Below are 15,873 nucleotides of genomic sequence, written 5' to 3' on the forward strand. Positions count from 1 at the left end.
GTGCCAGATGTGTGAGTGCATGATGAATCTGTGTGAAGGCGTCTTGGAACTCTCCTTCTAAAAATAAATATCGTCCGTCTTCAAACCGGCGCAACAATTTCGCGAAAGAAAGCGAGAGTTGCAAACGCTGTTCCCGATTCGTTAAATTACGGTTGCGTTGTCGCAACTCCAAGATGTATTCATTCCGCTCAAACAAGACGATCCCGTCTTCAATCCAATGAATGGCACGGCGGTTTTCATTTAAGACAATCCACCGATCCATCATCGAGTCACTGACTACGTGCAGAACAATTTTCTCCTGTCCGACTTGATAATGCTTCACCGTCCAAAACGGCTCCTGTTTCGCTTCAATCACAATGAGCAGTCGATCCAACTGATCTGTTAACGGATCACGTGCCCGCTTTTTCTTCACTTCAATAATTCCGAGCGTCGTTTTTAGTGCAGCATATTCTGTATAAATGGTGCGAGTCGCATATTCCATCGCCATCCGGACCCCTTCTCTCTCAATCGCAAGTTGACTATATATGACGATTGTCATTTTCGATACGAATCAAATTCGCCCTCTTTTCAAAAAACTCCTGCCGAAAAAGTGCAGGAACTTCTCACTCGTTTGAAGATGAGCTATGATAGAGACAGACTATTGGAGGGATTCGCTCATGAAAAAACGGGGGAACAAAATCAACCGCGCACGTAATATAGCACTACTCCTCATCTTTGGCGGAATCGGTGTCATGTATCTTGGACTTCTCGCGAAATCCATCACATGGCTCATGATCATTTTTATGCTACTTGGATTTATCATGGTACTCGCAAGCTCTGCCCTTTACTTTATCGTCGGTCTGGCCTCGACGAAAGCCATCATCGTGACTTGTCCGAACTGTGAAAAAGAAACGAAGATGCTCGGACGTGTCGATTTATGTATGCACTGTGACGAACCACTCACCATCGATCAGTCGCTCGAAGGTAAAGAGTTCGATGAGAAATACAACAAACGTCAGTCACAACAAACCGACTGACACAAAAAATCACATCCGAGCAATCGGATGTGATTTTTTAATGTGTTTGTGATTGTTCAGACTGACAAGACGGGCACGTTCCGTACACTTCAAGACGGTGACGATCGACTTTGAATCCCGTCAATTGAGAGGCAACAGACTCGATTTCATCTAATACAGGATAGTTAAAGTCGACGACTTTTCCACACGTGTCACAGATGATGTGATAGTGCTTCGACGTCACAAAGTCAAAACGACTTGAGGCGTCCCCATAGTTCATCTCTTGAACGAGACCTACTTCTTTAAATACGCGCAAATTGTTGTATACAGTGGCCACACTCATATTCGGAAACCGTGCGGCAAGTGCCTTATAAATGTCATCCGCTGTCGGGTGACTGTGCTCCGTGACGAGGTACTCCAAAATGGCCTGGCGCTGAGGCGTCATTCTGACTCCATGTTCCCGGAGCGACTGAACAGCATGGTCAAGCATTTCGCTTCCCACGTCAATCCCTCATTTCTTCTATAAAATTCATGCGAAATAGTTTTGAACATTAACTTATTTCTTACATAGTAATCTTTATAAATAGTGTACTGATTTCTCAACTACTCGTCAAACACCGAGCTTAAGCGGTTGACGGCTATGTTACAATAAGTGCGAATTTGAATAAGGAGGCAATACATATGACTACTTCATCAAATCGTCAGTCATCCGATGCATTATACCAAGATGCACTCACTCACATCGTCGGAGGTGTCAACAGTCCATCCCGCTCGTTCAAAGCGGTCGGTGGCGGCGCTCCTGTTTATATGGAACGCGGCGAAGGCGCCTATTTCTATGATGTAGACGGGAATCGCTACATCGATTATTTGGCTGCTTATGGTCCAATCATTACCGGGCACGCCCATCCACACATTCATGAAGCGCTCGTCAATGCTTCTTTGAAAGGCTTACTTTACGGCACACCTCACCGTCTCGAGGTTGAGTTTGCAAAAAAACTAAAACAAGCCATCCCTTCGATGGATAAAGTACGATTCACGAACTCCGGAACGGAAGCCGTCATGACGACGGTCCGAGTCGCCCGTGCTTACACTGGTCGTGAACTCGTCGTGAAATTTAGCGGTTGTTACCACGGGCACTCCGATCTCATGCTGATCGCGGCAGGTAGTGGTCCAGCGACACTCGGTTCTCCTGACTCTGCAGGTGTGACGAAAGCCACTGCTAAAGAAGTCATCACCGTCCCGTTCAACGATATCGATGCATATCGAGAAATGATGAAAGAATGGGGAGACCAGATTGCTTGCGTTCTCGTCGAACCGATTGTCGGGAACTTCGGAATCGTTGAGCCAAAACCTGGCTTCCTCCAAGCTGTCAATGACATTACGCATGAACACGGTGCCCTCGTCATCTATGATGAGGTCATCACGGCGTTCCGCTTCACGTACGGAAGTGCCCAACAAGTATATGGCATCGAACCGGATATGACGGCACTTGGGAAGGTCATCGGTGGTGGTCTACCAATCGGCGCCTACGGCGGGAAAGCTGAAATCATGGAGACGGTCGCTCCACTCGGACCTGCATATCAAGCCGGTACAATGGCCGGGAACCCAGCCTCGATGGCGACAGGAATCGCTTGCCTTGAAGTACTCGAACAACCTGGTGTTTATGAGAAGTTAGATGCTCTCGGCGCAAAACTGGAGGCCGGCATCCGCGAGGCGGCAGAAAAACATGACGTCACCATCACAATCAACCGTTTAAAAGGTGCCCTTACCGTTTACTTCACGGATGAAATCGTCACCGATTATGAAGGTGCGGAAAAGTCAGACGGTGAGAAGTTCGGACGATTCTTCAAGTTGATGCTTGAAAACGGTGTGAACTTGGCTCCATCTAAATATGAAGCCTGGTTCTTGACGACGGAGCATACGGAACAAGATATCGAAGAGACAATCGAAGCGGTCCACCGCTCGTTTGCTCAACTTTAAGAATGAGATGCGCGAGCATCTCTTTTTTATTACCTAAAAGGGGACATCTTCATCAAAAGTGTCTTTTTTTGTTTTGCACCGTCCCCCATTACAGTAGAACCAAGGAGGTGCTCACCATATGAAATTTAAGGATTTTCCATTGGTGAACTCCTGTATTCTCCGATACGCCAGGTGAAACAAATTGATTTTCTCGACCCTGAACGACGTGCTTCTTATCTCGCCTCCGGTGGCCTTACGTTCCACGGAGCCAAACTCGTCGCGGCAACCGGCATTGTCGTCGATGCGTTCTTCGGCCCTGTCTTTATGAGTGGGTATATTTTGAACTTCGGTGCACTCGGTGCATACTTGTATTATGTCTCGCTCTATAAGATGCAACCTGCTCGTCAACTTGCTGCTTGACGTTTAACAGGACGACAAAACGGTAAAACAGTACGATGAAGGAGGCGAAGTACTTGCCTGCGATTGTTTTATTTGATGGCGATTGTAACTTCTGTGATGCCAGTGTCCAGTTCATCATTCGTCACGACCGACACGCCTCGATTCACTTTGCATCGCTTCAAAGCGAGGTCGGTCAGTCGTTTCGAACACGACACCGGATTCCGGAATCAGTCGACAGTATCGTCTATATTGAAGAAGGAGTTCCCTATTTAAAATCAGACGCTGCGATTCGAATTGCCGAACACCTTGATGGCCGTTGGCGCCTGCTTCGACTTATTCGTTTCATACCTAGACCGATTCGTGATCATGGATATACATTCTTCGCCAAATATCGGACACGTCTATTTGGAAAAAAGGAAGTGTGCACACTCCCTTCACCGGATGTTCGTAAACGATTTTTAGACCGCTAAAAAGTCGAGCCCATAAGGACTCGACTTTTTTATCATTCAACTACGGCTAAATCTTGAATCATATACAGGTCGTAATACGCCCCTCGACGACGCATCAGTTCTTCATGCGTTCCCGACTCCATGATTTGACCGTTATCGACGACGACGATTTGATCCGCGTCCGTAATCGTTGACAAACGGTGGGCAACGATTAACGTCGTACGCCCCTTCGTCAGACGGGCAAGCGAATCTTGAATCATCGCTTCACTTTCTAGGTCGAGTGCACTTGTCGCCTCATCTAGAATCAAAATAGGAGGGTTCTTTAAAAACACACGGGCAATCGCAAGCCGCTGTTTTTGTCCCCCGGAGAGTTTGACACCTTTCTCCCCGACCGGTGTCGCATATCCACCCTCGAGTTTCGAGATGAATTCATGGGCGTTAGCCGCCTTCGCCGCTGCGATGACTTCTTCGTCCGTCGCATTCGGATTCCCCATGCGGATGTTCATCGCGACCGATTCACTGAAGAGGACGGAGTCTTGCATGACCATTCCGATTTGATCACGGAGCGCACGCAATTTGAAATCACGCACATCGACCCCGTCGATTTTAATGCTTCCATCCGTCACGTCATAAAAACGTGGAATCAAGCTGACGAGTGTCGACTTCCCTCCACCGGACATCCCGACAAACGCCACGCGTTCCCCGGAACGAATCTGGAGGTTCACATCATTCAACGCCCGTGTTCCATCCTGTTCATACGAAAAGCTGACGTGGTCAAGGTCAATTTTACCTGCTGTCGACAACGGGACGAACCCGTTCGGTTTCTCTTCGATATCATACGTTTCATCTAAAAATTCAAAAACCCGGTCCATCGAAGCGACCGACTGCGTGAGTGTCGTCGCCGAGTTGACGAGACGACCGAGCGGTGCATACAGACGGTCAATATAAGCGATGAACGCGACAAGCGTCCCGAGCGTTACCGGCCCTTGAAGGACAAGCCATGATGCCGTCGTAAAGATGAGGATCGGTGCGATGTCGGTGATGGTCGACACGACGACATACGTCTTGGCGTTCCAACTCGTATGTTTAAGCGCCGCGTTCAAGAAACCGCCGTTCTGTTGTTCGAACGCCTTGTTCTCATATGGCTCTAACGCAAAACTCCGGATGACGGCCATTCCGTTGACGCGCTCTGTCAAATGACCTTGAAGGTCAGCGAGTGCCGCCGACCGTTCACGCGTCAAGCGACGCAACCGCCCATAGAAATAGCGGACTGCGATCGCATAAAACGGAAGTGGTAAGATCGCAATCAGCGTGAGTTGCGGGTCAATCGTGTACATGATGCCGATGGCGATAAGGATGGTGACCATGTCGAGCCAAATATTCATCAGCCCGGTGATGACGAAGTCCTTTGTCTGCTCGACATCGTTGATGATCCGTGAAATGATTTGACCGGTCTTATTGTTTGAATAAAAGCGGAGTGACAACTTTTGGACGTGGTCAAATAACCGGTTCCGGACATCGAACAAGACACGCGTCGCGGCCCACTGCGCCAAATATTGACGCAAATATTCAATTGGCGGCTTGACGACGAGGAAGACGAAGAAAACGATGCTGAACAACCAGACGAGTGTCGTATAATCCTGTTTCGGTGCGTCATCCACCAAATAGTTATCGATGACATATTTATAAAGTAACGGTAATCCGAGCGGGATCGAAAACTTCAAAATCCCGACGAAAATGGTAAGGGCAATTTGTTTTTTATAAGGCTTAACAAATTGCATATAACGTTTAATACTACCCATAATGCCTCCTGACTTAAGAAAAAAAGCGGAGATGAGGAATCATCTCCGGTAACGTGCTTCGTATTCGCGATACCATTCATCGACAAATGTTGGGTTGAACGGCCCTTTCCGTCCTCGAATCCAGTTGATCAGTTCTTGCACGTTCTGCTTCAAGATTCGATCAATCGCTTTCGGATAATTCATCTCACGACGATGCCGCTCATATTCATCTTCATCTAAAATCGTATACGACATATCTGGGAACACCTTGATGTCCAAATCGTAATCGATATATTTGATGGCACGTTCATCCCCATCAAATGTAGTCGGCGAACCTAGATTACAATAGTAGTAAATCCCGTCTTCGCGAATCATACAGATGACATTGAACCAATACTCAGATGAAAAGTAGCAAATTGCCGGCTCTCGCGTTCTCCATTGCCGACCGTCTGACTCACTGACCATGATCCGGTCATTGAATCCGATCATATCCGTTTTTGACGACTGAAGGACGAGCGTTTCTTCCCAAACGCGATGCAAAGTTCCGTTGTGCTTGTAGCTCTGTATCTCGATTTTGCTACCTGCTTTGGGAAATAAGCTCATAAGCTCCTCCTTTCCGCTGTGATGCTATACAATTCTCATATTTAATTATAGCGACTTTCAGAACCAATGAAAAAGGAAATCTCTTATTTTCATGAATTTAGTGTTTTTCGGAAGGCCCGTGCCCGTTCTTGAAACATCGGACGAAGCACAAAATATTCAACGAGTAGGTTCGGAACATAGCTATCAAATGTCACTTCGTCTACCATTACCGCCTTTCCCTGTCGTTCTTCAACCCGATGCACGTGTGTGAATCGTTTGAACGGAAACGGTAACGTCTTCCCTTGATCGCAGAATGCCTGTTTTCCTGCAATGGTAATGGTACTGTTCCACGGCAATTCCACCGGTCCAACTCCAATCAATAATTTTATCTCATTCCCCTCGACCGAGGCGCCATCCCCAACCAAACGTACTTTAGGAAACCGCGTCAACTTCGTCAAAAGCGAAGCATCCTGCAACAATTCCCATAAAGTATCGACCGTTGTATCGTATGTCGACGCTACATCAAATCGTCTCACGTTCACCACCTGCCAATCGCTCTAATTTTTGTTGGGCCACAGAAACCGTCTTCGTCTCACGCTCAGAAGCATCTAACCAGACGACATTATCGGTCGGAAGCGTATCGACTCGATATAAATCGATATACCAGACGATATGGGAGAAGACATGTTTCACTTGCCCGAGGTACGTTCCGTTAACCTGTTCCCCCGTTCCCCGTTCTGTAAGCGGGTATTGCCACATCCCAGCGAGAAGTCCTTTTTCCGGTCGCTGTACATAGGCGACTTTCCCTTTTTTCTCAATCCAAAGCGCATCATACATTTCGACACGTGCCGCCCCTTTTTTTGTTTTGACCGGTAACTCATCTTGGACGTTATGAGCGAAAGCATAACATGTTTCCTGGACCGGACAGAGCGAACACATTGGATTCTTCGGGGTACATACCGTAGCACCTAGCTCCATCACGCCTTCATTAAAATCGGATGCGTGAGCCGGATCCATCAATCGACGAACGACTTGTTCAAAGATTTTACGTGTCTTCGGTAACGCGATATCGTCATAGATCCCGAATTGACGAGACATCACGCGCATGACGTTTCCGTCCACAGCCGGTTCCGGTTGATTGTACGCAATCGACAACACCGCTCCCGTCGTATAAGGACCGACTCCTTTTAATTTCTCGAAACGTTCTTTCTCTTCAGGCACAACCCCATCGTAAACAGAAGCGACTTCCTTGACCGCCTCATGTAAATTCCGGATGCGCGAGTAATAGCCGAGTCCTTCCCAGTACTTCACGACTTCGTCTGTCTCTGCGGCGGCAAGTGTCTCAAGCGTCGGGAAACGCTCCATAAAGCGATTGTAGTACGGAATGACCGTATCGACCCGCGTCTGTTGCAACATCACTTCACTCACCCAAACGCGATATGGATTTTTCGCATGTCGCCAAGGTAAATCACGCTTTTCACGATTGAACCAGGTGACCAATTCCTCATTGAATTGATGAATATTATAATTTGTGAACAATTTATCAAGATTAAGCATTGTGTTTCCCCTCGTTTTAAAAATATTGTATGATAAATAAGAATAGATGACGTTATTATTGTATTTATTGATGGAGGTGCTGAAGCACATTGGATACTGCGACACACATTGGTATGGGACTTGGTTTAAGTGCCATCGCGACACTCAGCCCGGAAGTGTCAGGTGATGCACAAATGTTTCTGGCCATGACAGCGACGGCTCTCGTCGGCTCGCATGCACCAGACTTCGACACCGTCTTTAAGTTAAAAGGAAATAGTACGTATTTACGCCAGCATCGTGGTCGTTCACACGGAATAACCGCACTTCTTGCTTGGCCAATCATTGTCAGTGCCGTCATCGGGACGGTCCTTGGCGTCAATCCCGCTTCCTTATGGGTAATGGCACAAATTGCCGTGTTACTACATGTCACGGTCGACTTGTTCAACGCTTACGGAACGCAAGCGCTGCAGCCATTTTCGAAAAAATGGATTGGTTGGGGCGTCATCGGAACGTTCGATCCGTACTTGTTCTCTGCTTATTATGGTGCATATGCATTATGGATGATAACCGGTGCGACTGTCCCTATTTTTGCATTGCTCATTGCGCTTGTCATCAGTTACTATGCAATTCAGTTTAAATTGCGTAACCGTGCGCTCGCTACAGTAGCAAGACACTTTGCTGGTGCACACGAGTTATTCATCTCGCCAGGAATCGGTTGGGATGACTGGCATGTCGCCGTGCGTTTCCGTGACGGTCTCGGAGCTGTCAAAGTAAAGAAAGGGAAAGTCATCGAGTGTGGTCGCTTTCGCGATAAACCGATGCCAGGGGAAGAAGACCTTCATTTCGTAGAGGCTCGAAAAAATGCAGATTTGCAGGCGTTCCTCGAGTTTTCCAAAATTCATACGTACACTGTGACACGCCATAACGGAATGATTGAATACCGTTTCACGAACTTACGGTATTTCTCGAAAAATATGTATCCGTTCGTCGCTGTCGTCATCGTAGACGAGCAGTCGAATGAGGTCTTGTCTTCATTCACTGGATGGGTATTCAGCGAAGACAGTCTCCAGAAAAAATTAGTATATGAACAATAAAAAGTCGCTCAGGTGAGCGACTTTTCTTATGCCTCAACTTCAGTGAACTGAAGCTCGAACTCAAATTTGACTTTCTTGTCGACGAGGACGCCGCCCGCCTCGAGCGCTTGGTTCCACGTCAATCCATAGTCCTCACGGTTGAGCGAACCTTCACCGGAGAAAGCGTGCTTCATGTTGCCCCACGGATCTTTTGCGCTTCCTTCATACTCCACTTCAAACGTTTCTTCCCGCGTCGTTCCTCGAATCGTCAAATCCCCTGTCAATTCGAATTCTCCGCCCCCTTTTGAACGGAAAGAAGTCGAATGAAAGACGAGATGCGGATACTCCTCGGCGTTGAAAAAATCGCCTGAACGGAGGTGGTTATCCCGATCCGTGTTGTTGGTGTCGATCGATACTGCCTGAATCGTCACCTTCACACTCGCATTCGCTAGATCGTTCGGCTCACCATTTGCCTTAATATCAAATTCTTTGAACTCGCCCTTCACTTTTGAAATCATCATATGTTTGACAGTAAATGTGATTGAACTATGCGCCTGGTCAACTTGATATGTCTTAGCCATCTTAGTTCACTCCTTATAGGTAATTGAATGATGTACACAATGTACTGATTACCACAAATCTTGACTTCAAAACGTTTTTACAAAAGATTGACAAATTATTGTCAAAAAATTTTGACTTTTATCACAACGGACCGTTACGATAAAAAAAGGGAGTCGTTCGCTTACTTAAAAATGTAAGCGCATACATAACTCCTCTATCTCGTATGAAAAGGGAGGAACGAACATGATTTATGAAGTACCGAACTCAGCAGGAACAAAAGTACAGTTTAAGGACCGTTACGACAACTTTATTAACGGAAAGTGGACCGCACCGGCTGGTGGGGAATACTTTGAAAACACATCTCCTGTAAATGGGAAAGTACTATGTGAAGTCGCCCGCTCAACGAAAGAGGATGTTGAACTCGCTTTGGATGCCGCTCATGCAGCCAAAGACGATTGGGGCAAAACGTCCGTCGCGGAACGTTCTATCATCTTAAATAAAATCGCCGATCGCATGGAAGAGAATCTCGAGATGCTCGCGTATGCAGAAACGTGGGAGAACGGTAAAGCAGTACGAGAAACACTTAATGCCGACCTTCCTCTCGCGATCGACCACTTCCGTTACTTCGCCGGTGTGATTCGTTCACAAGAAGGCGGAATCAGTGAACTCGACAACGATACAGTCGCTTATCACTTCCATGAGCCGCTCGGCGTTGTCGCTCAAATCATTCCGTGGAACTTCCCGATTTTAATGGCTGTCTGGAAACTCGCTCCGGCGCTCGCAGCCGGAAACTGTGTCGTGTTAAAACCAGCCGAACAAACACCTTCTTCCATCATGGTCCTCATGGAACTCATTGAAGACTTATTACCACCAGGCGTCCTCAACATCATCAACGGTTTCGGACTTGAAGCAGGGAAACCACTCGCATCGAGCAATCGTATCGATAAAGTCGCTTTCACGGGTGAAACGACGACGGGTCGCCTCATCATGCAGTACGCTTCTCAAAACATCATCCCCGTCACACTCGAGCTCGGTGGGAAATCTCCGAACATCTTCTTCGCGGATATCATGGAAGCGGATGATGATTTCTTTGATAAAGCGATCGAAGGCCTCGTCATGTTCGCGTTGAACCAAGGGGAAGTATGTACGTGCCCATCCCGCGCGTTGATTCAAGAATCCATCTATGACAAATTCATGGAGCGTGTGCTAGAGCGCGTCAAAGCGATCAAACTCGGGAACCCGCTCGATTCTGACGTCATGATGGGTGCACAAGCTTCGAACGAACAGATGGAGAAAATCCTCTCTTATCTTGAAATCGGGAAAGAGGAAGGCGCAGAGTGCTTAATCGGTGGCGAACGTAACATGATGGACGGAGACCTGGCGGATGGTTATTACATTCAACCGACCATCTTCAAAGGTCATAACAAGATGCGCATCTTCCAAGAAGAGATTTTCGGACCGGTCTTATCGGTGACGACGTTCAAAGATGATGCGGAAGCACTCGCTATCGCGAACGATACGCTCTACGGTCTTGGGGCAGGCGTGTGGACACGTGACATGAACCGTGCCTATCGCTTTGGTCGTGAAATCCAAGCAGGTCGCGTCTGGATCAACTGCTACCATTCATATCCGGCACACGCTGCGTTCGGCGGCTATAAAATGTCTGGGATTGGACGCGAGAACCATAAGATGATGCTCGGTCATTATCAACGGACGAAAAACATGCTCGTCAGCTACAGCGAACAGAAGCTCGGGTTCTTCTAAGATGGTGAAACGAGTCGAGGCCACCCCCGCCGCGCTCGAACTGATCGAACGCCTGAAATCGAAACACGGTCCCCTCCTCTTTCATCAGTCTGGAGGATGCTGTGATGGAAGTTCACCCATGTGCTTTCCACGCGACGAGTTCATGGTGGGCGATCATGATGTGCTCCTCGGCGAAATCGGCGAGACACCGTTCTATATCCATGAGAAACAATACGATTATTGGAAACATACACAACTAATCATCGATGTGGTCGATGGTCGAGGCGGTATGTTCTCACTCGAAGGTGTCGAAGGGAAACGATTTTTAGGACGTTCTCGAGTCTTTACAGAAGAAGAGCGTAAAGCGCTAAAACAAAACACCCCGCGCTCACGATGAGCGCGGGGATGTTTCGTCATTTACTCTGCATTTTAAATCGTAAATACAATTCGTTATAGTAAGCGTTCATCCGCTTCCCTAGATTTTCATATACTTCGAGTTCTTGCGTCACGTCGCGAGACGGATAGAATCGTTCATCTGATGTCACTTCCTCATCCAAAAAGTCGAGAGCGGCATCGTTCGGAGTCGAATAGCCCACATAATCCGTGTTACGCGCCGCGATCTCAGCATCTAACATGAAGTCGATAAACTCGTGCGCACCGTCCACGTTTTGTGCCGTACTTGGAATGACGAGGTTATCGAACCAAAGATTCGTGCCTTCTTCCGGAATGACATATGTCAGTTCTTCGTTCTCATACATGATTTCTGAGGCGTCACCGGACCAGACGACGGCCGCTGCCGCTTCACGGTTTGCCATCAACATTTTAATCTCATCTCCGACAATGGCTTTAATGTTTGGCCAAAGCGTTTCTAACTTTTGCTCCGCTTCAATCAACTCATCTTTGTTCGTCGTATTGAGCGAATAACCTAGCGAGTTCAAACCGAAGCCCATCACTTCTCGTGTTCCGTCCGCAAGGAGGATATCGTTCTCAAGCGGCATCTCCCATAAGTCGTTCCACGATGTGATTTCTTCGTCAACTAATTCAGGATTATAGACGATCCCGACCGTTCCCCAGAAGTAAGGGACCGAGTACTTGTTACCCGGGTCGAACGATTTATCGAGGAAGCGTGGGTCGATGTTATCAAAATTCTCGAGCTTGTCGTAGTCGATTGGAAGGAGCAAATCCTCTTCAATCATCTTACTAATCGCATAGTCTGAAGGGACAGCGACGTCGAAGGCCGTACCACCTTGCTCAATTTTCGTGAGCATCGCTTCGTTCGAGTCGAATGTTTGATAGACGACCTTCAACCCGCTCTGCTCTTCGAACTCCCCAATCAAATCCTCATCGATATAGTCTCCCCAGTTATAGACGACAAGCGTATTGTCGCCACCAAACCCTTGCGCAGCGTTCAGTTGCTGAATCCAAAGAAGGAGACCAAAGCTGACAACCAATGGCACAGCCAGCATGATGACTATTTTTTTCATCGTCTAACCTCCTTTGATCCTCGTTGCGACAACACATAATATCCAATGACAAGAATAAGGGTGAAGACGAACAAAATCGCAGACAGCGCATTGATTTCAAGCGAGATCCCTTGACGTGCCCGTGAGTAAACTTCTACCGCAAGTGTTGTAAATCCGTTCCCTGTTACGAAGAACGTGACCGCGAAGTCATCTAACGAATATGTGAGTGCCGTGAAGAATCCGGCAAATACCCCCGGCGTGATATACGGTAGAATGACTTTCGTCAACACGTCCCATGTACTGGCTCCTAGGTCACGTGACGCATCAATCAACGTCGGACTCATCTCTTGGAGTTTTGGTAACACTAAGATGACGACAATCGGAACTGAGAAGGCGATGTGCGACAAGAGGACGGAATAGAAGCCTAACTGAATCCCAAGCATCGTGAAGAGGATTAAGAATGATGCTCCAATGATGACGTCCGGGCTGACAATCAAGACGTTGTTCAAAGACAAGAGCGACGTCTTCGTATACTTTTGTTTCGCCGTATAAATGGCGAGGGCTCCTATCACACCGAGCACAGTTGAGATTGTCGCCGATAACAGCGCGATGACAATCGTGTTCAAGACGATGACGAGAAGTCTCGTATCGGTGAAGAGGGATTTGTACCATTCAAGTGTAAAGCCTTCGAAGTTACTCATCGTTCCGCCGCTATTGAACGAATAGAAGACGAGATATAAGATTGGCGCGTATAGAATAAAGAATACGGCCGCCAAGTACAGGTTTGATAATTTGAATCGTTTACGTTTCATCGACGGACCGCTCCTTTCGCACCCCAGTCACGCGTGATGACCATGACGAGAACCATCGCCAAGATCAAGAAGACGGCAATCGTTGATCCCATCCCCCAGTTTTGCGTAACAAGGAATTGTTGTTCAATCGCTGTACCGAGCGTGATGACACGGTTCCCTGCGATGAGGCGTGTGATCATGAAGAGTGACAACGCCGGAATAAAGACAATTTGAATCCCTGACTTGACGCCGTCAAGCGTCAGCGGGAAGATGACACGTCGGAACGTCGTCCAGTTCGATGCACCTAAGTCTCGTGATGCATAGACGAGAGAGGCTGGTAATTTTTCAATCGCGTTGTAGATCGGCAAAATCATGAACGGTATGAAAATGTATACGGAGACGAAGACGAAACTGAAGTCTGTAAAGAGAATCTGTTTCGTTCCAATCCCGATCGCCTCTAAAAACTGATTCGTGATGCCGTACGTTCCAAAAATACCGAGGAATGCGTACGCTTTTAATAACAAGTTAATCCATGATGGAAGCAAGATGAGCAAGAGCCAAAGCTGTTTGTGCTTTGTCTTCGTCAACAAGTATGCCGTCGGATATCCAACGAGTAGCGAGAAGAACGTAATGAGGAACGCATACCAAAACGACGACAACGTCATCGTCAAATACGTTGAGGTGAAGAACGTCTGATAGTTCTCTAAACTCAAGTTCCCATCGATATCAAAAAAGGAATAATAGACGACGAGGACGAGTGGTGCGATGACGAATAAGGCAATCCAAATCCAATACGTCGTCAAATATACCGTCTTTGCGGTCTGATTAGTTTGATTCATGAGGAACCTCCTCATAGGATTCGAGACGACGGTCAAACTCTTCTTCCGTCTCCCCTAATCGCATGACATGAATCGCTTCTTCGTCAAACGTCAACCCGATTTTTGATCCGACTGTCGACTTCTTCGTCGAGTGAACGAGCCATTCGTTCCCTTCTTCGTCATAACAGCAAATCTCATAGTGGACGCCTCGGAACAATTGTGAATCGACGTCGACGACAAGGTTTGCCGCTTCGACCGATGTCATCTCCAAGTCTTCCGGACGAATGATGACTTCGACTTTTTCATTCCGGTCAAACCCTTGGTCGACACAGTCAAATGTTTTACCAGCGAACGTGACGACGTTGTCTTCCGGCATGACACCAGGTACGATATTGGATTCTCCAATGAAGTCTGCGACGAAACGGTTAATCGGTTCGTCATAAATATCAGTCGGCGTCCCGCTCTGAACAATTTTACCGTTATTCATGACGAAAATCTCATCGGACATCGCGAGCGCCTCTTCTTGGTCGTGTGTGACGAAGATGAAGGTGATGCCAAGACGTTGTTGCAATTCACGCAATTCGTATTGCATTTCCGTCCGAAGTTTTAAATCTAAGGCAGATAGCGGTTCATCGAGGAGGATGACTTCTGGCTCGTTCACGATCGCGCGGGCGATAGCGACACGTTGACGTTGTCCCCCTGACATCTCATCGATTTCGCGCGAGCCGTATCCTTCTAAGTTAACAAACTTGAGAGCTTGCTCTACTTTTGCTTTTATATCTGCCTCTTTTAACTTTTTAATCCGGAGACCGAACGCGACATTTTCAAATACGTTTAGATGAGGAAACAGCGCATAATCTTGAAACACGGTGTTCACTTGTCGTTTGTTGGCCGGTACATCGTTGATTCGTTTCCCACTGAAGTGAATATCTCCTTCGGTTGCATCCGTAAATCCTGCGATGAGACGTAAGATTGTCGTCTTCCCACATCCCGATGGACCGAGAAGCGTATAAAACTTTCCACGCTCAATTTCAAAACTGATATCTTCTAAGACGACTGTGTCGTCGTAACGCTTTGAGACGTGGTCAAAGCGAATTATTGTTTCTGTATTCATGCTGTTTCCTCCTTTATTGGCTTATAAATATGAATGGGTCGCTACGATGAGACACTCACTCTCGCCATCATGGTCGTTGACGATCTGGTGTGAATCCGAGGCGACATAGTACATTGTTTCCCCTGCTTTAGCGAAATAAGTGTGATGACCTAACTTCAGCGCCACTCTACCGGACAAGACATAAACCAATGTCTCTGAACGTGAAGGTTCATACTGTTTGAACTCTCCATTCTTGCAAAACGTGACGAGAATCGGCTCCATCTCTTTCTCATTCGATTCCGGAATGAGCCACTCTGTCCGATATTTTCGTTCCTCATCTACATAAGTAGTGCGATCATCGACGGTGTAGACGACTTTTTGATTCAAGTCTTCATCGAAGAACTCTTTTGGAGAACTCCCGAGGACACTCAATAAATCAAATAACGTCTCTAACGAGGGAGAGCTTAAATCCCGTTCGATTTGAGAAATGTATCCTTTACTCAAATCCGTACGCTCCGCCAATTCTTCTTGGGTCAATCCTTTTTTAATTCGGAGCCGCTTAATGTTTTGACCTACTTCCAACGACTGAACGCCCCCTTCTAGTTTAGTAAAACATGAGTTCAACTAAAG

19 protein-coding genes (1 of these 19 only partly in view) are annotated in these 15,873 nt (G+C 47.2%); 7 read left to right on the forward strand and 12 right to left on the reverse strand.

Features of this window, described 5'->3' with window-relative positions:
* Nucleotides 1-487, reverse strand: the 5' portion of a protein-coding gene (locus P400_RS0113540; protein WP_026826702.1) for a nucleotidyltransferase-like protein. The gene continues 386 nt to the left of window position 1, outside the view; only the first 487 of its 873 coding nucleotides appear in the window; it begins with the start codon at nucleotides 485-487; the stop codon falls past the left edge of the window.
* A 169-nt stretch (nucleotides 488-656) separates the two neighbouring features.
* Between P400_RS0113540 and P400_RS0113545 the strand changes: the two genes are divergently transcribed.
* Entirely contained in the window at nucleotides 657-1,016 is a 360-nt protein-coding gene (locus tag P400_RS0113545) for a YgzB family protein (RefSeq protein WP_026826703.1), read from the forward strand.
* A 37-nt stretch (nucleotides 1,017-1,053) separates the two neighbouring features.
* Here P400_RS0113545 and perR read toward each other — a convergent pair whose 3' ends face one another.
* Nucleotides 1,054-1,485, reverse strand: a complete 432-nt coding sequence (perR, locus tag P400_RS0113550; RefSeq protein WP_031421138.1) for a peroxide-responsive transcriptional repressor PerR — start codon at nucleotides 1,483-1,485, stop codon at nucleotides 1,054-1,056.
* A gap of 191 nt (nucleotides 1,486-1,676) precedes the next feature.
* Here perR and P400_RS0113555 point away from each other — a divergent pair, with 191 nt between their 5' ends.
* The 3 genes from P400_RS0113555 to P400_RS0113565 all read left to right on the forward strand — a co-directional run bounded on the left by P400_RS0113555 (nucleotide 1,677) and on the right by P400_RS0113565 (nucleotide 3,823).
* Entirely contained in the window at nucleotides 1,677-2,975 is a 1,299-nt protein-coding gene (locus P400_RS0113555) for a glutamate-1-semialdehyde 2,1-aminomutase (protein ID WP_026826705.1), read from the forward strand.
* Between the two features lie 171 nt (nucleotides 2,976-3,146).
* The gene (locus P400_RS0113560) at nucleotides 3,147-3,374 is read left to right on the forward strand and encodes a hypothetical protein (protein WP_026826706.1); all 228 of its coding nucleotides are present in this window, start codon (nucleotides 3,147-3,149) and stop codon (nucleotides 3,372-3,374) included.
* A 53-nt stretch (nucleotides 3,375-3,427) separates the two neighbouring features.
* On the forward strand, nucleotides 3,428-3,823 hold the full coding sequence (locus P400_RS0113565; protein WP_026826707.1) for a thiol-disulfide oxidoreductase DCC family protein: 396 nt from the start codon (nucleotides 3,428-3,430) through the stop codon (nucleotides 3,821-3,823).
* 32 nt (nucleotides 3,824-3,855) lie between these two features.
* Here P400_RS0113565 and P400_RS0113570 read toward each other — a convergent pair whose 3' ends face one another.
* The 4 genes from P400_RS0113570 to mutY all read right to left on the reverse strand — a co-directional run bounded on the left by P400_RS0113570 (nucleotide 3,856) and on the right by mutY (nucleotide 7,722).
* The gene (locus P400_RS0113570; protein WP_026826708.1) at nucleotides 3,856-5,604 is read right to left on the reverse strand and encodes an ABC transporter ATP-binding protein; all 1,749 of its coding nucleotides are present in this window, start codon (nucleotides 5,602-5,604) and stop codon (nucleotides 3,856-3,858) included.
* Nucleotides 5,605-5,643: 39 nt separating this feature from the next.
* Nucleotides 5,644-6,186, reverse strand: a complete 543-nt coding sequence (gene ntdP / locus P400_RS0113575; RefSeq protein ID WP_015880896.1) for a nucleoside tri-diphosphate phosphatase — start codon at nucleotides 6,184-6,186, stop codon at nucleotides 5,644-5,646.
* Nucleotides 6,187-6,275: 89 nt separating this feature from the next.
* The gene (locus P400_RS0113580) at nucleotides 6,276-6,701 is read right to left on the reverse strand and encodes a hypothetical protein (protein ID WP_026826709.1); all 426 of its coding nucleotides are present in this window, start codon (nucleotides 6,699-6,701) and stop codon (nucleotides 6,276-6,278) included.
* Nucleotides 6,688-7,722, reverse strand: coding sequence for an A/G-specific adenine glycosylase (gene mutY / locus P400_RS0113585; protein ID WP_026826710.1), 1,035 nt, complete (start codon nucleotides 7,720-7,722; stop codon nucleotides 6,688-6,690). The genes P400_RS0113580 and mutY overlap by 14 nt, the downstream gene beginning before the upstream one ends.
* Nucleotides 7,723-7,811: 89 nt before the next feature.
* On the opposite strand from mutY, the gene P400_RS0113590 reads away from it, so the two are divergent.
* Nucleotides 7,812-8,795 carry a metal-dependent hydrolase gene (locus P400_RS0113590; RefSeq protein WP_026826711.1) on the forward strand — a complete coding sequence of 328 codons (984 nt, stop codon included), beginning with the start codon at nucleotides 7,812-7,814 and terminating at the stop codon, nucleotides 8,793-8,795.
* Between the two features lie 26 nt (nucleotides 8,796-8,821).
* Here the strand turns inward: P400_RS0113590 and P400_RS0113595 are convergent, their stop codons facing one another.
* Nucleotides 8,822-9,355: a YceI family protein gene (locus tag P400_RS0113595; RefSeq protein ID WP_026826712.1), complete on the reverse strand. Its 534-nt coding sequence runs from the start codon at nucleotides 9,353-9,355 to the stop codon at nucleotides 8,822-8,824.
* A gap of 223 nt (nucleotides 9,356-9,578) precedes the next feature.
* Between P400_RS0113595 and adh the strand changes: the two genes are divergently transcribed.
* Together adh and P400_RS0113605 are read left to right on the forward strand one after the other, a co-directional pair.
* On the forward strand, nucleotides 9,579-11,099 hold the full coding sequence (gene adh, locus P400_RS0113600; RefSeq protein ID WP_026826713.1) for an aldehyde dehydrogenase: 1,521 nt from the start codon (nucleotides 9,579-9,581) through the stop codon (nucleotides 11,097-11,099).
* Nucleotide 11,100: 1 nt separating this feature from the next.
* Nucleotides 11,101-11,475: a DUF779 domain-containing protein gene (locus P400_RS0113605; protein WP_026826714.1), complete on the forward strand. Its 375-nt coding sequence runs from the start codon at nucleotides 11,101-11,103 to the stop codon at nucleotides 11,473-11,475.
* A 16-nt stretch (nucleotides 11,476-11,491) separates the two neighbouring features.
* Here the strand turns inward: P400_RS0113605 and P400_RS0113610 are convergent, their stop codons facing one another.
* From P400_RS0113610 to P400_RS0113630, 5 genes are read right to left on the reverse strand one after another with little or no spacing between them, the layout of a single operon-like run.
* Nucleotides 11,492-12,562 (reverse strand): ABC transporter substrate-binding protein, encoded by a 1,071-nt coding sequence (locus tag P400_RS0113610; protein WP_026826715.1) that lies wholly within the window; start codon nucleotides 12,560-12,562, stop codon nucleotides 11,492-11,494.
* A complete protein-coding gene (locus tag P400_RS0113615) occupies nucleotides 12,559-13,353 on the reverse strand; it encodes an ABC transporter permease (RefSeq protein ID WP_026826716.1) in 795 nt (264 codons plus the stop codon). The genes P400_RS0113610 and P400_RS0113615 overlap by 4 nt, the downstream gene beginning before the upstream one ends.
* Nucleotides 13,350-14,171, reverse strand: coding sequence for an ABC transporter permease (locus P400_RS0113620; RefSeq protein WP_034771217.1), 822 nt, complete (start codon nucleotides 14,169-14,171; stop codon nucleotides 13,350-13,352). The genes P400_RS0113615 and P400_RS0113620 overlap by 4 nt, the downstream gene beginning before the upstream one ends.
* Complete coding sequence (locus P400_RS0113625) at nucleotides 14,158-15,264, reverse strand: ABC transporter ATP-binding protein (protein ID WP_026826718.1); 1,107 nt, start codon at nucleotides 15,262-15,264, stop codon at nucleotides 14,158-14,160. The genes P400_RS0113620 and P400_RS0113625 overlap by 14 nt, the downstream gene beginning before the upstream one ends.
* Before the next feature lie 21 nt (nucleotides 15,265-15,285).
* Nucleotides 15,286-15,825 (reverse strand): helix-turn-helix domain-containing protein, encoded by a 540-nt coding sequence (locus tag P400_RS0113630; RefSeq protein WP_026826719.1) that lies wholly within the window; start codon nucleotides 15,823-15,825, stop codon nucleotides 15,286-15,288.
* Nucleotides 15,826-15,873 lie beyond the last annotated feature (48 nt).

The organism is Exiguobacterium marinum DSM 16307, from assembly GCF_000620845.1.
Lineage (GTDB): Bacteria > Bacillota > Bacilli > Exiguobacteriales > Exiguobacteriaceae > Exiguobacterium > Exiguobacterium marinum.